17 protein-coding genes are annotated in these 16,558 nt (G+C 32.2%); 12 read left to right on the top strand and 5 right to left on the bottom strand.

All coding sequences use genetic code 11. The features are described 5' to 3' along the window. Positions 1–7 precede the first annotated feature (7 nt). From gatB to dinB, 5 genes are all read left to right on the top strand, one after another. A complete protein-coding gene (gene gatB, locus ACF91D_RS21765; protein WP_039069004.1) occupies positions 8–1,435 on the top strand; it encodes an Asp-tRNA(Asn)/Glu-tRNA(Gln) amidotransferase subunit GatB in 1,428 nt (475 codons plus the stop codon). A gap of 246 nt (positions 1,436–1,681) precedes the next feature. Next, positions 1,682–2,599 (top strand): diacylglycerol kinase, encoded by a 918-nt coding sequence (locus ACF91D_RS21760; RefSeq protein ID WP_017723481.1) that lies wholly within the window; start codon positions 1,682–1,684, stop codon positions 2,597–2,599. 71 nt (positions 2,600–2,670) lie between these two features. Continuing rightward, on the top strand, positions 2,671–4,032 hold the full coding sequence (gene rlmD, locus ACF91D_RS21755; RefSeq protein ID WP_107549562.1) for a 23S rRNA (uracil(1939)-C(5))-methyltransferase RlmD: 1,362 nt from the start codon (positions 2,671–2,673) through the stop codon (positions 4,030–4,032). A gap of 212 nt (positions 4,033–4,244) precedes the next feature. Next, complete coding sequence (locus ACF91D_RS21750; protein ID WP_069792523.1) at positions 4,245–4,796, top strand: DUF3267 domain-containing protein; 552 nt, start codon at positions 4,245–4,247, stop codon at positions 4,794–4,796. 204 nt (positions 4,797–5,000) lie between these two features. Next, complete coding sequence (gene dinB, locus ACF91D_RS21745; protein ID WP_039069007.1) at positions 5,001–6,071, top strand: DNA polymerase IV; 1,071 nt, start codon at positions 5,001–5,003, stop codon at positions 6,069–6,071. A 49-nt stretch (positions 6,072–6,120) separates the two neighbouring features. Here the strand turns inward: dinB and ACF91D_RS21740 are convergent, their stop codons facing one another. Together ACF91D_RS21740 and ACF91D_RS21735 are read right to left on the bottom strand one after the other, a co-directional pair. Beyond that, entirely contained in the window at positions 6,121–6,675 is a 555-nt protein-coding gene (locus ACF91D_RS21740; protein ID WP_039069008.1) for a 3'-5' exonuclease, read from the bottom strand. A gap of 295 nt (positions 6,676–6,970) precedes the next feature. After that, entirely contained in the window at positions 6,971–7,474 is a 504-nt protein-coding gene (locus ACF91D_RS21735; protein WP_327621045.1) for a ferritin, read from the bottom strand. A gap of 168 nt (positions 7,475–7,642) precedes the next feature. On the opposite strand from ACF91D_RS21735, the gene murT reads away from it, so the two are divergent. Next, positions 7,643–8,962, top strand: coding sequence for a lipid II isoglutaminyl synthase subunit MurT (gene murT / locus ACF91D_RS21730; protein WP_039069011.1), 1,320 nt, complete (start codon positions 7,643–7,645; stop codon positions 8,960–8,962). After that, positions 8,959–9,681 carry a lipid II isoglutaminyl synthase subunit GatD gene (gene gatD, locus ACF91D_RS21725; protein ID WP_069792525.1) on the top strand — a complete coding sequence of 241 codons (723 nt, stop codon included), beginning with the start codon at positions 8,959–8,961 and terminating at the stop codon, positions 9,679–9,681. Before murT ends, gatD begins: the two co-directional genes overlap by 4 nt. Before the next feature lie 158 nt (positions 9,682–9,839). Here the strand turns inward: gatD and ACF91D_RS21720 are convergent, their stop codons facing one another. Continuing rightward, entirely contained in the window at positions 9,840–10,829 is a 990-nt protein-coding gene (locus ACF91D_RS21720) for an FUSC family protein (protein ID WP_039069014.1), read from the bottom strand. Positions 10,830–11,005: 176 nt separating this feature from the next. On the opposite strand from ACF91D_RS21720, the gene map reads away from it, so the two are divergent. From map to vraR, 5 genes are all read left to right on the top strand, one after another. Beyond that, the gene (gene map / locus ACF91D_RS21715; RefSeq protein ID WP_039069016.1) at positions 11,006–11,758 is read left to right on the top strand and encodes a type I methionyl aminopeptidase; all 753 of its coding nucleotides are present in this window, start codon (positions 11,006–11,008) and stop codon (positions 11,756–11,758) included. A gap of 104 nt (positions 11,759–11,862) precedes the next feature. Further along, complete coding sequence (locus ACF91D_RS21710; protein WP_327621044.1) at positions 11,863–12,249, top strand: hypothetical protein; 387 nt, start codon at positions 11,863–11,865, stop codon at positions 12,247–12,249. Between the two features lie 16 nt (positions 12,250–12,265). Continuing rightward, positions 12,266–12,967 carry a cell wall-active antibiotics response protein VraT gene (gene vraT / locus ACF91D_RS21705; RefSeq protein ID WP_039069018.1) on the top strand — a complete coding sequence of 234 codons (702 nt, stop codon included), beginning with the start codon at positions 12,266–12,268 and terminating at the stop codon, positions 12,965–12,967. Beyond that, positions 12,964–14,007: a sensor histidine kinase VraS gene (vraS, locus tag ACF91D_RS21700; protein ID WP_069792526.1), complete on the top strand. Its 1,044-nt coding sequence runs from the start codon at positions 12,964–12,966 to the stop codon at positions 14,005–14,007. The genes vraT and vraS overlap by 4 nt, the downstream gene beginning before the upstream one ends. Then, positions 13,997–14,626, top strand: coding sequence for a response regulator transcription factor VraR (gene vraR / locus ACF91D_RS21695; RefSeq protein WP_017723494.1), 630 nt, complete (start codon positions 13,997–13,999; stop codon positions 14,624–14,626). Before vraS ends, vraR begins: the two co-directional genes overlap by 11 nt. Positions 14,627–14,761: 135 nt before the next feature. On the opposite strand, the gene ACF91D_RS21690 is transcribed toward vraR, so the two are convergent. Both ACF91D_RS21690 and ACF91D_RS21685 read right to left on the bottom strand, forming a co-directional pair. Continuing rightward, on the bottom strand, positions 14,762–15,919 hold the full coding sequence (locus ACF91D_RS21690) for a YihY/virulence factor BrkB family protein (protein ID WP_039069020.1): 1,158 nt from the start codon (positions 15,917–15,919) through the stop codon (positions 14,762–14,764). A gap of 351 nt (positions 15,920–16,270) precedes the next feature. Continuing rightward, on the bottom strand, positions 16,271–16,555 hold the full coding sequence (locus tag ACF91D_RS21685) for a hypothetical protein (RefSeq protein WP_069792527.1): 285 nt from the start codon (positions 16,553–16,555) through the stop codon (positions 16,271–16,273). Positions 16,556–16,558 lie beyond the last annotated feature (3 nt).

The following is a 16,558-nucleotide window of genomic DNA, read 5'->3' as shown; positions in this document are numbered from 1 at the left end:
GGAAATCATGCATTTTGAAACAGTTATTGGGCTAGAAGTCCATGTTGAGTTGAAAACAGATTCTAAAATGTTCTCATCATCACCAGCGCATTTTGGAGCGAAACCGAACTCAAATACAAATGTAATTGACCTTGCATATCCTGGTGTCTTGCCAGTAGTAAATAAACGTGCAGTTGATTGGGCTATGAGAGCATCAATGGCATTAAATATGGAAATTGCTACGGAATCAAAATTTGACCGTAAAAACTATTTCTATCCAGATAATCCAAAAGCATATCAAATATCTCAGTTCGACCAACCAATTGGTGAAAACGGCTATATTGATATCGAGGTTGATGGAGAAACAAAACGTATTGGTATCACACGTTTGCACATGGAAGAAGATGCTGGTAAATCAACTCATAAAGATGGTTATTCTTTAGTAGATTTAAATAGACAAGGTACACCATTGATTGAAATTGTATCTGAACCAGACATTCGTTCTCCGCAAGAAGCGTATGCATATTTAGAAAAATTACGTTCTATTATTCAATACACAGGCGTTTCTGATTGTAAGATGGAAGAAGGTTCGCTACGTTGTGACGCTAATATTTCTTTACGTCCATATGGCCAAGAAGAATTTGGTACAAAGGCAGAACTTAAAAACTTAAACTCCTTTACATATGTCCGTAAAGGTTTAGAATATGAAGAAAAACGCCAAGAAGAAGAATTATTAAACGGTGGAGAAATCCTTCAAGAAACGCGTAGATTTGATGAATCAAATGGTAAAACATTATTAATGCGAGTTAAAGAAGGTTCTGATGATTATCGTTACTTCCCTGAACCAGACATTGTTCCTTTATATGTTGATGATGAATGGAAAGAACGTGTGCGCCAAACAATTCCAGAATTACCAGATGAAAGAAAAGAAAAATATGTTAACCAATTTGGTTTACCAGCATATGACGCGCATGTACTTACACTTACTAAGGAAATGTCAGATTTCTTCGAAGGTGCTGTAGCACAAGGTGCTGACATCAAATTGACTTCTAACTGGTTAATGGGCGGGGTGAATGAGTATTTAAATAAAAACCAAATTGAGTTATTAGATACTAAGTTAACTCCTGAAAACTTAGCTGGTATGATTAAATTAATCGAAGATGGCACAATGAGCAGTAAAATTGCTAAAAAAGTATTCCCAGAACTTGCTGAAAATGGCGGAGATGCCAAACAAATTATGGAAGATAAAGGTTTAGTCCAAATCTCTGACGAGGCGACACTTCTTAAATTTGTAAATGAAGCATTAGATAATAATGAGCAATCAATTGAAGACTATAAAAATGGTAAAGGTAAAGCGATGGGCTTCTTAGTTGGTCAAATTATGAAAGCTTCAAAAGGTCAAGCAAATCCACAATTAGTTAATCAATTATTGAAACAAGAATTAGATAAAAGATAATAGTTAGCACATAAGTGTTTATAATTACTAAATTATTATGTGTGTTAAAACTATGACTAGCAGTACAGGCTGAGACAATTTAATTGTCTCAGCCTTAATCATTATATTGGTAGTAACTTAAAGTTCCACTCCCAATTTATAAATACTTCGTTCTATATTTTCTTTAAAATTTAACCTAAAATGCTTTTATCATCTATGTAAATCATTTAATATAGGTAATGAGTATACGAAGTTGAGGGATAAATTATGAGAAAACGAGCTAGAATCATTTATAACCCAACATCTGGAAAAGAACTTTTTAAACGTACATTACCAGATGTTTTAATTAAATTAGAAAAAGCAGGCTTTGAAACAAGTGCTTATGCAACTGAAAAAGTCGGAGATGCTACAACAGAAGCGACACGTTGCTTAGAACAAAATTACGATGTACTTATAGCTGCAGGAGGCGATGGCACTTTAAATGAAGTCATTAATGGTATAGCAGAAAAAGCCAATAGACCGAGTTTAGGTATCATTCCAATGGGCACTGTTAATGATTTTGGTCGTGCGTTACATTTACCTACTGACATAATGAGCGCCATTGACGTCATCATTGAAGGTCACATTACGCGTGTAGATATAGGGAAAATGAATAGTCGCTATTTTATTAATTTAGCTGCAGGAGGACAATTAACCCAAGTCTCATATGAAACACCGAGTAAATTAAAATCCATCGTTGGACCGTTTGCATATTATATAAAAGGTTTTGAAATGTTACCGCAAATGAAAGCAGTAGATATCCGCATTGAATATGATGATGAATTATTTCAAGGCGAAGCGCTTTTATTTTTACTTGGCCTGACAAATTCGATGGCAGGTTTCGAGAAATTAGTACCCGATGCGAAATTAGATGATGGTTATTTTACTTTAATTATCGTTGAAAAAGCGAACCTTGCAGAGCTTGGTCATATAATGACTTTAGCATCTAGAGGTGAGCATACAAAACATCCAAAAGTCCATTATAAGAAAGCGAAATCTATAAGCATTTCATCCTTTACTGATATGCAACTTAATGTAGACGGTGAGTATGGTGGCAAATTACCCGGTAACTTCTTGAATTTAAAACAACACATTGAAGTGTTTACACCGAGTGACATACAGAACGAAGAAATAGTTGAACAATAAAATATATAATAAACTACGAGGTTAGGTCAGTCTATAAATATTCCTAACCTCTTTTAGTGTGGGGTGAAATAATGAACGCAATTCAAAAAAACGAAGTCGTAGAGGGGAAAGTTGTAGATTTAACACATGAAGGTCATGGTGTTGTTAAATTCGATCGTTATCCTGTTTTTGTTCCTAATGCGTTAATTAATGAAGTAATTGAATTTAAAGTGATTAAAGTGAAAAAGAATTTTGCTATAGGTAAATTAATAACTATTAAAGAACAAAGTGAATCTCGGGTAGAACCACCATGTATATATTATTATAAATGTGGTGGTTGCCAATTACAGCATATGACTTATCAAGCGCAATTAGATATGAAAAAAGAACAAGTAATAAATTTATTCCAACGTAAAGCAGGATTTAAAGATGTTGTGATACATGATACAGTCGGGATGGATAATCCTTGGTATTACAGAAATAAATCCCAAATTCCAGTAGGTAAAAATAATGAGCATGAAGTAATAACCGGATTTTATCGTCAACGTAGTCATGACATAATCGATATGGATGAATGTTTAATACAGGACAGTTTACATCAAGACGTAATAAACAAGGTTAAAGCATGGTTTAATGAACTTAATGTTAGCGTTTATAATGAACGTCAAAAACAAGGCTTAATGCGACATGTTGTCATTAGGACTGGGCACCACTCAAGAGAATTAATGGTTATATTTGTCACAAACGGTAAAAAATTTAAACAAAGTGACATCATAACAGATAGATTAATTGCTACCTTTCCGGAAATTGTCAGTATTAAACAAAATATAAATACGACACATTCTAATGTGATTATGGGAAATGACTCATATACTTTATATGGAAAAGATGAGATTGAAGATACATTATCTGATGTTACATTTAAAATAAATGACCAATCATTTTATCAAATTAATTCAATACAAACTGAAAAATTATATCAACGCGCTATAGAATATGCAGAACTACAAGGTGAAGAAGTTGTGCTTGATACGTATTGCGGGATTGGAACTATTGGATTATACATGGCTCCGAAAGCGAAACATGTTTATGGTGTTGAAGTTGTTCCTGAGGCAATTAAAGACGCACAGTTAAATGCGACTATAAACCAATTCGAAAATACTACTTTTGTCTGTGGCAAAGCTGAAGAAGTTATCTTAAAATGGGAATCGGAAGGAATTAAACCAGATGTAGTAATGGTTGATCCACCTCGCAAAGGGTGCGACGAAACATTTTTGGAAACATTATTAGAATTAAAACCCAAAAAGATTGTCTATATTTCCTGCAATCCATCCACACAACAACGCGATGCTCAATTACTAGCACAACATTATAAATTAACGCAAATCACACCAGTAGATATGTTCCCACATACGACACATGTTGAAACTGTTGCACAATTTGAACGACTTTAAGTTTAACCCATTAGATTAATGTGATGTTTTGTTATATATAGTAATTGTGAAATTAATTAATTAGTTGTTTACTGAGTATTGCAGATTATTGCAAGTTGAGTAAGTTTGTTAAAATTTAATTACAAGCAACTAACTTTCTTGAAAAGCCCTTTATTAGTGGAGATAATCGTTGTATACTCTAGGTAATAACGAATGACATGGAGGGTTGACTGATGTTCAAAATTGATTTGTTTTCGAGCAAAAAGGCGCTTGAAGGCTTTATCTTATTTCAATTTACAATTGTGATGATTAGCATTTTAGTATCTTATAAATTGGCTTATTCAATGACACATATTATTGAACAGAATATTGTTTTAAATTTGCTGCTTGGTATAATAGGTTTTGCAGTTGTATACTTCTTACATGAATTTATTCACAACGTTATGTTTCGAATATTTTCAAAAGGTAATAAACCTACATATCGTATTCGGTTAGGTTTAATGACAACACATATGCCAAATGTTTATTTCAAAAAATGGCAGTACATCAGCATCATGTTAGCTCCATTAGTCATCATTACAAGTGCATTATTAATACTATTTTCTTTCTTTGCATATTCATCACTTATATTTATTGCATGTTTCCATATAGGATATTGTGTGTTGGATTTGTACTTTCTATCAGGCGCATTCAATAAAAATGTGCAATTGATTGAAGACACCGAAGATGGTATTATATTTTACACTAAAGCTTCAGTCCAGGAGTTACAAACAGAAGCAAAATAGCATATATTTAATATAAATCATTTTTAATTAAAGAGTTAGGATTCTAGTATTAAAATATATATTGACGATACGTTCAGTATTTATTTCAATAACTAGGACTAGCTCTTTTTTAATGAGCAAATTTGAAGAATTAAAATATAGTAAATTGTAAGATATAAGTAATAGAAAGAATTAATACTAGCATAAAAAGAGGAGGTGAGGTAATTGTCAGAGAGAAGAATTATTCATATTGATATGGACTATTTTTTTGCGCAAGTTGAAATGAGGGATAACCCTAAATTAAAAGGGAAACCAGTTATTGTAGGTGGTAAAGCAAGTGGTAGAGGCGTTGTTTCTACAGCATCTTATGAAGCAAGAAAATATGGTGTCCATTCTGCAATGCCCACCGCTCAGGCACATAAACTTTGTCCTAACGGATATTACGTGACGCCTCGATTTGAAGCTTATAGAGAAGCATCAGAACTAATTATGAATATCTTTAAAAGTTATACTGACATAGTTGAACCACTTTCATTAGATGAGGCCTATCTAGATATTACACACCTTGTTAGACCGGATTTACCTGCTTCTCATATTGCACAATATATACGGAGAGATATTTTTGAAGCGACACAACTTACTTCTTCAGCAGGTGTTTCTTACAATAAGTTTCTAGCAAAGTTGGCTAGTGGAATGAACAAACCGAACGGCTTAACTGTAATTGATTACCACAATGTACACAAGATATTAATGGAGTTAGACATTGGTGACTTCCCAGGTGTTGGAAAGGCTTCGAAGGGAAAAATGCATGAGCATAATATATATACGGGACAGGATTTGTATGATCAAAGCGAGCGAGAACTGATTAGGCTGTTTGGTAAAAGAGGTCATGGTTTATATAACAAGGCAAGGGGCATAGATCATAATCCAGTTAAATCAACGAGAATTAGAAAGTCTGTTGGTACTGAACGAACGTTTGCTACTGATATGAACGATGATGAAGAAATATTACAAAAAGTTTGGGAGTTAAGTAATAAAACAGCAGAACGGTTAGCTAAATTGCATAAATCAGGTAAAACAGTAACTGTTAAAATAAAGACATTTAAATTTGAAACATTATCTAAGCAACGTAGCTTACGTGATCCTGTTCGGAACGAGACGGATATCTATAATATTGCTTATAGTTTATATACTGAATTAAAAGATTCCGATACACCTATTAGACTTATAGGGGTGACTGTTGGGAACCTAGAAAAAGCCACATTCGAAAACATGACAATTTATGATTATATTTAAAGGTGTTTATTGTTATATAGTTTCATCAAATTATATGTCTTAATAATATTTAGTCTTTATCTCTAAGATCTTTACCATATACCTTAAGCATACTTGGTAAATTGTCATAGTGTTTTAGAAGTCTAAATGTGATCATAGCACAAGCTTTAGCGTCATTTAGTGCATCATGGTGTCCGTGAAAGTCTAAATTGTAATATTGCATCATATAATTTAAACCATAACGGTGGTTATGAATTGTTCTTCGTGATAATTGAAGTGAACAAAAATAAGTCATGCATGGTGTTTCAATTCCCAATGCTCTAATACTTTCGTGTAACACAGTCATATCAAAAGCCGCATTATGCGCTACTACTGGTAAATCACCTATAAATTTCAACATGTATGGATACACAGTTTTAAAAGTAGGGGCATCTGCAACTTCCTCGGGATGAATACCGTGTACTGCAATATTTTGTTGTGAAAAGAAGTCATTAGGATTAATAAGGGTGTTAAACGTTTCTGTTATTTGATGGTTAATAACTTTAACCATACCAACCGAACAAATACTCGTTCGTTTCCCATTTGCTGTTTCAAAATCTAAAGCAATAAAGGCATCTGAAGTCATTTTATATGGTTCCTTTCTTAATATTAATATGTAATGACTTTATATAAATATGCTTAACTAGTCAAGTTAATAAGACTATTCGAAGTGGCATTAATAGTTTGTTTAAATATTACTAATTGTGGAAAGATATAAAAAAGAGGGATTAGCATAAAAATCATTTTAACAAAAATTGATTCTTAGACTTTTCCCTTTTATGATGTGCCAAAGTTAGGCATGGAGTATAAAAATAAGATATTTATGCTTGAATAATATCGTGGCACAAATATCTTACTTACTGTTTAATGTCCAAGAAAGTTTAAGCGTTCTCGTTGAAAGAACGTGCAGCTAATTCTTTTTCGTATAAGTAAAGTGTATTACTGTCATCACCGATACGATTTAAATAATCGATATGTGTTTCAAACATAGCTTCCTCTTCAACTTGTTCATCTAAGAACCAATTTAAGAAAGAAATTGTTGCGTAGTCTTTATCTTTATTAGCTAAATCAGATAAATTATAAAATCTACGCGTTACATCTTGCTCTTGCGCTAAACCATCTTTAAACGTTTCTAAAATACTTGAGAACTCTGTTTTTGGTGCAGGAATAGAACTGAAGAGCGCATGGCCACCACGATCATTAATGTAGTCGTATATTTTTTTACCGTGGAAACGTTCTTCTTTCGCTTGTTGGATATAGAAGTTAGCAAATCCTTCATAAGAATTGTCATCACAGAAAGCAGCCATAGCCATATATGCATGAGCTGCGTAAAATTCATGATTCATTTGTTCATTTAACGCATTCAATAAGTCTTCATTTAACATAATTAATAAGCCTCCAATGCTTTTTTTTAAGTATATCAAAACTATTCATAGTAGTAAATTATACGTAACACAGATAGTAAAAATGCTATAGTAATTTAGATTTAGAATTGTTTGGAATACAACATAATCATGTTATAATATTCTAGTGAAGAGTAGAGGAGGAAGTATATGAGACATTGGACTGCAACCCGATTAGCAAAAATGGCTAGGCAAGCGAGTAGAGTAGCCGGTAAAAAAGGTACAGATTTGCCAGGTCAAGTTGCTAGAAGAATAGATAAAAATATATTACGAAAATTAGCTTCTCAGGTTGATGAGATTGTCTTCATTAGTGGAACAAATGGGAAAACGACGACATCGAATTTAATCGGTCATACATTAAGAGCTAATGATATTGAAATTATACATAATAATGAAGGCGCAAATATGGCTGCTGGCATAACGTCAGCTTTTATTTTGCAAAATAATAAAGATACAAAAATTGCAGTTATTGAGATAGATGAAGGGTCAATTCCAAGAGTGCTTAATGAAGTAACACCGACAATGATGGTTGTTACGAATTTCTTCCGAGACCAAATGGACCGTTTTGGCGAAATCGATATTATGGTCAATAATATAGCAAACGCAATTAATAATAAGGGAATTAAGTTGCTGTTAAATGCGGATGATCCATTTGTAAGTAGGTTAAAAATAGCTAGTGATACAGTTGTTTATTATGGGATGAAAGCACACGCACATGAATTTGAGCAAAGTACAATGAATGAAAGTCGTTATTGTCCAAACTGTGGCCGCTTATTACATTATGATTATGTACAATATAATCAAATTGGACACTATCATTGTGAATGCGGATTTAAACGTGAAGATACAAAATACGAAGTATCTCAGTTTACACTTACGCCATTTATTAATTTAGATGTAGGAACTACTACATTTAATATGAAAATAGCTGGTGATTTTAACGCGTATAACGCGATAGCAGCATACACAGTCTTAAGAGAATTAGGTTTAGATGATGAAGGTATACGACAAGGTTTTGAAACTTATACTTCTGACAATGGCCGTATGCAATATTTTAAAAAAGATAGCAAAGAGGCAATGATTAATCTTGCCAAAAACCCTGCTGGAATGAATGCAAGCTTATCTGTGGGAGAACAATTAACTGGTAGTAAAGTTTATGTATTGAGTTTAAATGATAATGCTGCCGATGGTAGAGATACATCATGGATATATGATGCTGATTTTGAAAAATTAACCAGACAGCAGATTGAAGCAATTATTGTGACAGGTACGCGTGCTGAGGAATTGCAATTAAGATTGAAACTTGCTGGTGTTAATGTTCCAATCATTTTGGAAAAAGATATATATAAAGCTACGGCTAAAACAATGGATTATAAAGAAAGTTTCACCGTGGCAATTCCAAATTATACTTCACTTGCACCAATGCTAGAACAATTAAACCACTCATTTGAGGAGGTCAAAGTGAAATGAATGAATTAACGATTTACCACTTTATGCCAGACAAATTAAACTTATATAGTGATATAGGTAACATTATAGCATTAAAGCAACGTGCCAAATTAAGAAATATTAAATTAAATGTTGTAGATGTTAATGAAACAGAAGGTATCACCTTAGATGGTTGTGATATATTCTTTATCGGTGGTGGAAGTGATAGAGAACAAACTCTTGCAACAAAAGAGTTAAGCAAAATTAAAAATGCTTTAAAAGCAGCAATAGAAGATGGTATGCCAGGTCTAACGATTTGTGGAGGGTATCAATTTTTGGGAACTAAATATATCACTCCTGATGGTACAGAACTCGCTGGCTTAGATATATTAGACTTTTATACAGAATCACAAAAAGAACGTCTAACTGGTGATATCGTTATACAAAGCGAGACTTTTGGTACAATTGTTGGCTTTGAAAATCACGGCGGGCGCACGTACCATTCCTATGGCACTTTAGGGAAAGTAACACATGGTTACGGTAATAACGATGATGAAGCGGCAGAAGGTATACATTACAAAAATCTCTTAGGCACGTATTTGCATGGTCCAATTTTACCAAAAAATCATGAAATTACAGATTACTTGTTAGAGAAAGCTTGTGAGCGCAAAGGTATAGAATTTGAGCCTAAACAAGTGGATAATACAGAAGAAGAAGCTGCTAAACAAGTCATTGTTGAGCGTGTACAGAAAAACAATTAATTAAACGTTTATAGTAATGCGATAGGGTAGACTACAAATTATGCAAAAAAGAGTGGTACAGAAATCATTTTAGTCAAAAACGATTTCTGTACCACTCTTTTTATATGTATAATTAGCTGAATACTCACGCTATCGTATAATGATTAACTAATTATAATTTATGAGGCAAAACGATGGTCTAAGATTCGATAAATTAATAATATCTCATAGATGATATGACTTTTAATTTGATTTTCATCAAACTCATCTAAACCTTTGACTGATGTTTTGAGTAATGAAGCGTGGCGTGGTTGGCGTTCAAAATGGCCAGTCGTATAGATATTATTTATACTTTGTGCAATATATAAGATGGCCAATTTTTCATCGTGCGTAAATGTTACAATAGTATCTTTTGGTAAGTACACTAAATTGGACAAATGAGTTATAAATAATCTGTTTGTGTGTGATCTAGTTGTTAATGACTTTAGCCGTAACCAGTCAGAGTCATTATGCTTATGGTAACTAAGTTCATCTTTTTGGTAAGCCAATAACGTTTCTACTTTTTGGTTGATGTCGACCAAAGCATTTAATTGACGATAAGGTGCGCTTTTGGTGAATTTACCAAGTAAAAGTTGCCGCATTCTTAAATCAAAAAGAGCATACATTTTACGTTCAGAAGTATTTATTGAAGATTCTAACTGATCATAATATTTCGGAGGTAAAATAATAAAGTTCACAAGACCTGCAGTTACAAGGCCTATTATGGCTGTTAAAAGTCTGGAAAAGAAATTAAAGAAATAAGCATCGTGAATACCTGGAATCATGGCCATTGCAGTTAGTGTAGCGACAGTTGTACCCACGTGTAAGTTTAACTTGGTACATAAAATGATTGTGAATGTTGCACTAAAAGCATAAGCAAAAGGTGATTGATCACCGAAGATAAAAGTAAATATTACGGCAAATAATGCGCCAATAATAGTTGCTGGCAGTCTTCGATAACCTTTTTTCAGAGAAGCTTTAGCAGTTGGTTCAATTGTAACAATTGCCGTTAAAATTGCAAAAATAGGGTTTAAATCTAAGGCTAAGCAGAAAAATGCAGTTAAAAATGTAGCTAATCCTGTTTTGATTGTTCGTGCACCGATAATCTTTTTATACCAAATGTCATTCATAGAAAAACTCCTAATGGTATGTATAGTAGCCAAATCAATATGAAATATTAAAAGTAGTCATGTCATTCTTTCCATAAAATGTTAAACTATACATGTTAAAATTTTCTAATTTATTATATCAAAAAAATTCTGCTATAATAAGGGAGAATATAATTTATAAAAAGGAACGGGATAATATGATCGTAAAAACAGAAGAAGAATTAACAGCTTTAAAAGATATTGGTTACATATGTGCTTTAATTAGAGATAAAATGCAAGCTGCTACTAAACCCGGTGTAACTACTAAAGAGTTAGATGACATAGCAAAAGTATTGTTTGAAGAACATGGTGCAATCTCAGCACCAATCCACGATGAAAACTTCCCAGGCCAAACATGTATTAGTGTAAATGAAGAAGTTGCACACGGCATTCCTGGTAAACGTAAAATAAACGAAGGTGATTTAGTGAATATTGATGTGTCTGCCTTGAAAAACGGTTATTATGCAGACACAGGTATTTCATTTGTTGTTGGTGAAGCCGATAATCCATTGAAACAAAAAGTTTGTGATGTAGCATTAGAAGCTTTTGAAGCAGCTATGACAAGAATTAAACCTGGCGCAAAACTTAGCCAAATTGGTAAAGCAGTGCATGCAACAGCCCGTAAAAACAACCTTACTGTAATAAAAAACTTAACTGGGCACGGTGTTGGACAATCATTGCATGAAGCGCCAAACCACGTGATGAACTATTATGAACCAAAAGACAAAACATTACTAAAAGAAGGTACAGTCATAGCAGTAGAGCCATTTATTTCTACAAAGGCAACTTATGTTACTGAAGGGAAAAATGAATGGGCGTTTGAAACCAAAGATAAAAGTTTTGTGGCTCAAATTGAACATACTGTCATTGTGACAAAAGATGGACCAGTATTAACTACTAAAATAGATTAGATAGTGTTTCGGTCTAAAGTCCTAATATAAGATGGTTCCGGAGCCTATATTAAAGGTTCCGGATGTTTTTTATAATAGAATTTAATCAATCATGAGGTGATTCTATGAATTATATTAAGACTTACTTAGAAAAAATGACTAAAAACACTTTTTACACTAGTTTAGTAGAATATAGACAATATTTAGATAGAAAATTAAGAAGTATTGAAATGTACATAAATTATTTAATCGAAAGAAAAGTTTATGTAGGAAAATTAATTGATAATTTAACTTTATCATTAGAAAACAAATATATTGAAATGATAGATGAAGATTACATTTATTGCGCTCAAGAGATTGAGGATATCGAAATAGATAGAATAAAAAACGACTTAAATGAAATGGAAGCAGACTACGCTCGAATCGAATCCGATCTATCACAACAAGCAGTTGAAAGAGCAAATATTGAAACTGAGTGTGATTTAATCAAACGCATTAGTTTAGTCGCTTGAAGAAAGGTGGCGAAACATGACTCATAAATATATATCGACAGAGATGCTTATTGTTTTTACAGCATTGATGATTATTGCCAATTTTTACTATATTTTCTTTGAAAAAATTGGCTTTTTACTTGTCTTATTACTTGGTTGTATTTTAGTTTATGTAGGTTATATTTATTTTCATAAAGTACGTGGACTACTCTCGTTTTGGATAGGGGTATTATTGATTGCGTTTACGTTACTTTCAAATAAATACACAATTATAATTTTATTTGTATTTTTAATTGTATTAATCGTAAGATATATTATTTATAGATTTAGACCATTGAAGATTACTGCTACTGAAGAAGAGGTAGATACGCCAGATTTTATAAAGCAAAAATGGTTTGGTGAACAACGTACGCCTGTATATGTTTATAAGTGGGAAGATATTCAAGTACAACATGGTATTGGAGATATTCATATTGATATGTCAAAAGCTGCTAATATTAAGGAGAATAATACTCTAGTTATCCGTCATATTATTGGAAAAGTACAAATTATCGTACCATTGAACTACAATATAATCTTACATTTCACAACGTTGTATGGTAATGCCTATGTAAATGAAACGTCTTACAAAGTTGAGAATAATAATATCAAGATTGTTGAGGAGACTAAAGAAGATAATTATGCTGTGAACATTTATGTTTCGTCCTTCTTGGGCGATGTTGAGGTGGTTTATAAATGAATCACTACATTAGAGCAATAGGTTCAATGTTGATATTAGTTTATAGTACGTTTTTTGCTATATTTTTTATAGATAAAGTATTTGTTAACATCATGTACTTTCAAGGTATGTTTTATACGCAAATATTTGGGATTCCCGTCTTACTATTTCTAAACTTAATGGTTATTTTACTGTGTATTATTGTAGGTTCTGTATTAGCCTATAAAATTAATCAACAAAACCATTGGTTAAAAGACCAGATAGAAAGATCAATAGAAGGGCAAACTGTAGGTATAAATGACCAAAATATTGAATTGTACAATGAAACTATCGAGTTATATCAAACGTTAGTTCCTTTAAATCAAGAAGTACATAAATTAAGGATGAAAACGCAAAATTTAACTAATGAATCATATAATATTAATGACGTAAAAGTTAAAAAAATTATTGAGGATGAACGACAAAGGTTGGCACGTGAATTACATGATTCCGTGAGCCAACAGTTGTTCGCAGCTAGTATGATGTTATCAGCAATAAAAGAAACAAAATTAGAAGCACCATTGGATCAACAAATCCCAGTGCTAGAAAAAATGATACAAGATTCTCAATTAGAGATGAGAGCTTTATTACTACATTTAAGACCTATAGGTTTGAAAGATAAATCACTTGGTGAAGGTATCAAAGATTTAGTTGTAGATTTACAGAAAAAAGTACCGATGAAAGTTGTATATGATATAGAGGAATTTAAAGTGCCTAAAGGCATTGAAGACCATTTATTTAGAATTACACAAGAAGCTATATCTAATACATTAAGACATTCAAAAGGAACTAAAGTGACTATAGAGTTATTCAATAGAGATGATTACTTATTATTAAGAATACAAGATAATGGTAAAGGCTTTAATGTAGATGATAAAGTAGAACAAAGTTATGGCTTGAAAAATATGCGTGAACGTGCACTTGAGATTGGTGCCACATTTCATATTGTATCGTTACCTGACGCAGGTACTAGAATTGAAGTTAAAGCCCCATTAAATAAGGAGGATTCATATGCCGATTAAAGTTTTATTTGTGGATGATCATGAAATGGTCCGAATTGGAATATCTAGCTATTTATCAACACAACCAGATATTGATGTTGTAGGAGAAGGGAAGTCCGGAAAGGAAGCAATTGAAAAGGCACACCAATTGAATCCAGATTTAATATTAATGGATTTATTAATGGATGATATGGACGGTGTTGAAGCAACCGAACAAGTGAAAAAAGATTTACCTCATATGAAAGTAGTCATGCTTACAAGTTATATAGAAGATAACGAAGTATATCGTGCGCTTGATTCAGGAGTGGATAGTTATATTTTAAAAACAACAAGCGCTAGTGATATTGCAGAAGCAATCAGAAAAACCTATAATAATGAGTCGGTTTTTGAAGCGGAAGTTTTAGTTAAGATGAGAAATAGGATGAAACAACGCGCAGAATTATATGAAATGCTAACAGAGCGTGAGATGGAAATATTATTGTTAATTGCAAAAGGCTATTCAAACCAAGAAATTGCAAGTGCTTCACATATTACAATTAAAACGGTTAAAACACATGTAAGTAATATTTTAAGTAAATTAGAAGTGCAAGATAGAACGCAAGCTGTTATTTACGCTTTTCAACATAACTTAATTCAATAAGTTATAAAGTATTTAATAAATAAAGGCTAAAACAGAAACGTAATCATTTAATACGTCATGTTTTAGCCTTTATTTTTATATAACACAGATTTCTGTCAGTTCCTATAAATTTAGCTATTGTAGAATTGTCAAAACTTATTGATTATTATTTTTGCTATTGTTCGAATCAGCATCTAAGTTTACATCTTCTGAATTTTGTTCTGGTTTTAATTCTTGTTGTTCAGAAGTAGCATGGTTTTGCTTGATTTCCTCAAAAGTTTCTTCTTCAGGTGTCTTACCAATCACAACTTTTCGTTGGTGGAAAATTGCATTGATTTCAGCACCTATAATGATAATGAAACCAGTAATATATAACCAAAGCATTAATATAATAATGCCGGCAATACTACCGTATGTTCTAGAATAGTTGGAAAAATTAGATATATAGATACCAAATAAGTATGAACCAGCTAAGAAAACTACTGTTGCAAAGATAGCACCAGGTATTACAGACATTAACTTAATTTTAACATTTGGAGCTAAGGTATATAAGACCATGAAAGCAATCAATACGACAATTACTGGAAGAACAAAACGAATCGTATCAAACACCCATTTTACTTGCTCTCCAAGTCCTAGGGGACCAAATAATAAGTCACCGATTTGTTGGCCAAATGTTGGTAATACAAGTGCTACTGGCATAACAATTATCATTGCTAATGTAAATAAAACGCTAAGTAATTTTGAAACGATAAAATTTCTACTGTCTTCAACGTCATAGGCAACATTAAATGAATTCATTAATGCAGTCATTCCATTTGATGCTGACCATAATGCTAAGATCAAACCTACAGATAAAATACTGCCGCTGGCATTACCCATGATATCCCCAATGATGTCAGCTACCTGTGAAGCATAAGCAGGTGGCACATGATCTTTAATTATATCTCTAATAGTAGATTGTTTTACACCAACTACAGGAACAATTGATAGTAAAAATAATAGCATTGGGAATAGAGATAACATGAAATAATAAGACAGTTGTGCAGATAAGCCAGATGCGTCATCCTTACCTATTCTATACACCAAATAAGAGAAAAAATTAGAATCTTTGGTATATTTTGCTGGTTTATTAATACGGGATACAAAGAACGCTTGATTGTCCTTTTTGGGCGATTTAGATTTGAATTCGTCAGGTGTAATATATGTACGATCACGCTTAATCTGTTCACCATTCTTTTCGGACGAGTTCTTTTTTTCCAGCTCTTTAGCGGAATTTAAAAAGTTAGAATTAGTTTTTTCTTTTTTAGACATATCAAAACTCCTTATGTATTTATATTTTTAATATACTTTAAAATGATAATAAGGTAAATATGTGTTGCCATATTCTTACTATAAAAGAGAAAATAATAGTTTTAGATAATATTGTAAATTATAAAATAATATAAAAAAGGGCGAGACATAAATCAAAATTTTAATTTGATTTCATGTTTCGCCCTGATTTAGGCTTATTGATATCTAAAAAATTAAAATAAATAATACTTAGTATTTTAATATCAATTATTACTATGCGTTGTATCAATATAAAATTACTAACTTTGAATTTTAGTTTTCATTAATAACCAATCAACATGCAATACCTAAATGTTTAATTCAGAGACTTTATTAGCCGTTTAAACGATTGTTTTTACGTTCAACAAATGTGTTTTTAGCGTCTTTTATTGAGCGTTCTAATTCAGGATTGTTGCGTCTGATTTCTTCAACAACATCTTTCCAATAAAACACTTCATCTTTTATATTATTAATTGCAGATGGTTTTTGAGAACGGTTGCCTTCTTTTCTATCTTTGATAGATTGTTTTAAAGACTGTCTAGTTGATTTATCTGCTAATGTTGCTGCGCCTCCGATGACGGCACCTATTAATACTCCTGGAATTAATTTGTTTTTCATTAT

The sequence above is a fragment of the Staphylococcus sp. 231237_7MaSpsaltlick genome, from assembly GCF_043107035.1.
Note: the sequence above shows the minus strand (reverse complement) of the source record. Positions and strands in the feature narration are given on the sequence as shown.

What these genes read in the sequence shown, in the direction of transcription:
- gatB (WP_039069004.1), top strand. Translation starts at nt 8, where the DNA reads ATGCATTTTGAAACAGTTATTGGGCTAGAAGTCCATGTTGAGTTGAAA.
- ACF91D_RS21760 (WP_017723481.1), top strand. Translation starts at nt 1,682, where the DNA reads ATGAGAAAACGAGCTAGAATCATTTATAACCCAACATCTGGAAAAGAA.
- rlmD (WP_107549562.1), top strand. Translation starts at nt 2,671, where the DNA reads ATGAACGCAATTCAAAAAAACGAAGTCGTAGAGGGGAAAGTTGTAGAT.
- ACF91D_RS21750 (WP_069792523.1), top strand. Translation starts at nt 4,245, where the DNA reads ATGTTCAAAATTGATTTGTTTTCGAGCAAAAAGGCGCTTGAAGGCTTT.
- ACF91D_RS21740 (WP_039069008.1), bottom strand. Translation starts at nt 6,675, where the DNA reads ATGACTTCAGATGCCTTTATTGCTTTAGATTTTGAAACAGCAAATGGG.
- ACF91D_RS21735 (WP_327621045.1), bottom strand. Translation starts at nt 7,474, where the DNA reads ATGTTAAATGAAGACTTATTGAATGCGTTAAATGAACAAATGAATCAT.
- murT (WP_039069011.1), top strand. Translation starts at nt 7,643, where the DNA reads ATGAGACATTGGACTGCAACCCGATTAGCAAAAATGGCTAGGCAAGCG.
- gatD (WP_069792525.1), top strand. Translation starts at nt 8,959, where the DNA reads ATGAATGAATTAACGATTTACCACTTTATGCCAGACAAATTAAACTTA.
- ACF91D_RS21720 (WP_039069014.1), bottom strand. Translation starts at nt 10,829, where the DNA reads ATGAATGACATTTGGTATAAAAAGATTATCGGTGCACGAACAATCAAA.
- map (WP_039069016.1), top strand. Translation starts at nt 11,006, where the DNA reads ATGATCGTAAAAACAGAAGAAGAATTAACAGCTTTAAAAGATATTGGT.
- ACF91D_RS21710 (WP_327621044.1), top strand. Translation starts at nt 11,863, where the DNA reads ATGAATTATATTAAGACTTACTTAGAAAAAATGACTAAAAACACTTTT.
- vraT (WP_039069018.1), top strand. Translation starts at nt 12,266, where the DNA reads ATGACTCATAAATATATATCGACAGAGATGCTTATTGTTTTTACAGCA.
- vraS (WP_069792526.1), top strand. Translation starts at nt 12,964, where the DNA reads ATGAATCACTACATTAGAGCAATAGGTTCAATGTTGATATTAGTTTAT.
- vraR (WP_017723494.1), top strand. Translation starts at nt 13,997, where the DNA reads ATGCCGATTAAAGTTTTATTTGTGGATGATCATGAAATGGTCCGAATT.
- ACF91D_RS21690 (WP_039069020.1), bottom strand. Translation starts at nt 15,919, where the DNA reads ATGTCTAAAAAAGAAAAAACTAATTCTAACTTTTTAAATTCCGCTAAA.
- ACF91D_RS21685 (WP_069792527.1), bottom strand. Translation starts at nt 16,555, where the DNA reads ATGAAAAACAAATTAATTCCAGGAGTATTAATAGGTGCCGTCATCGGA.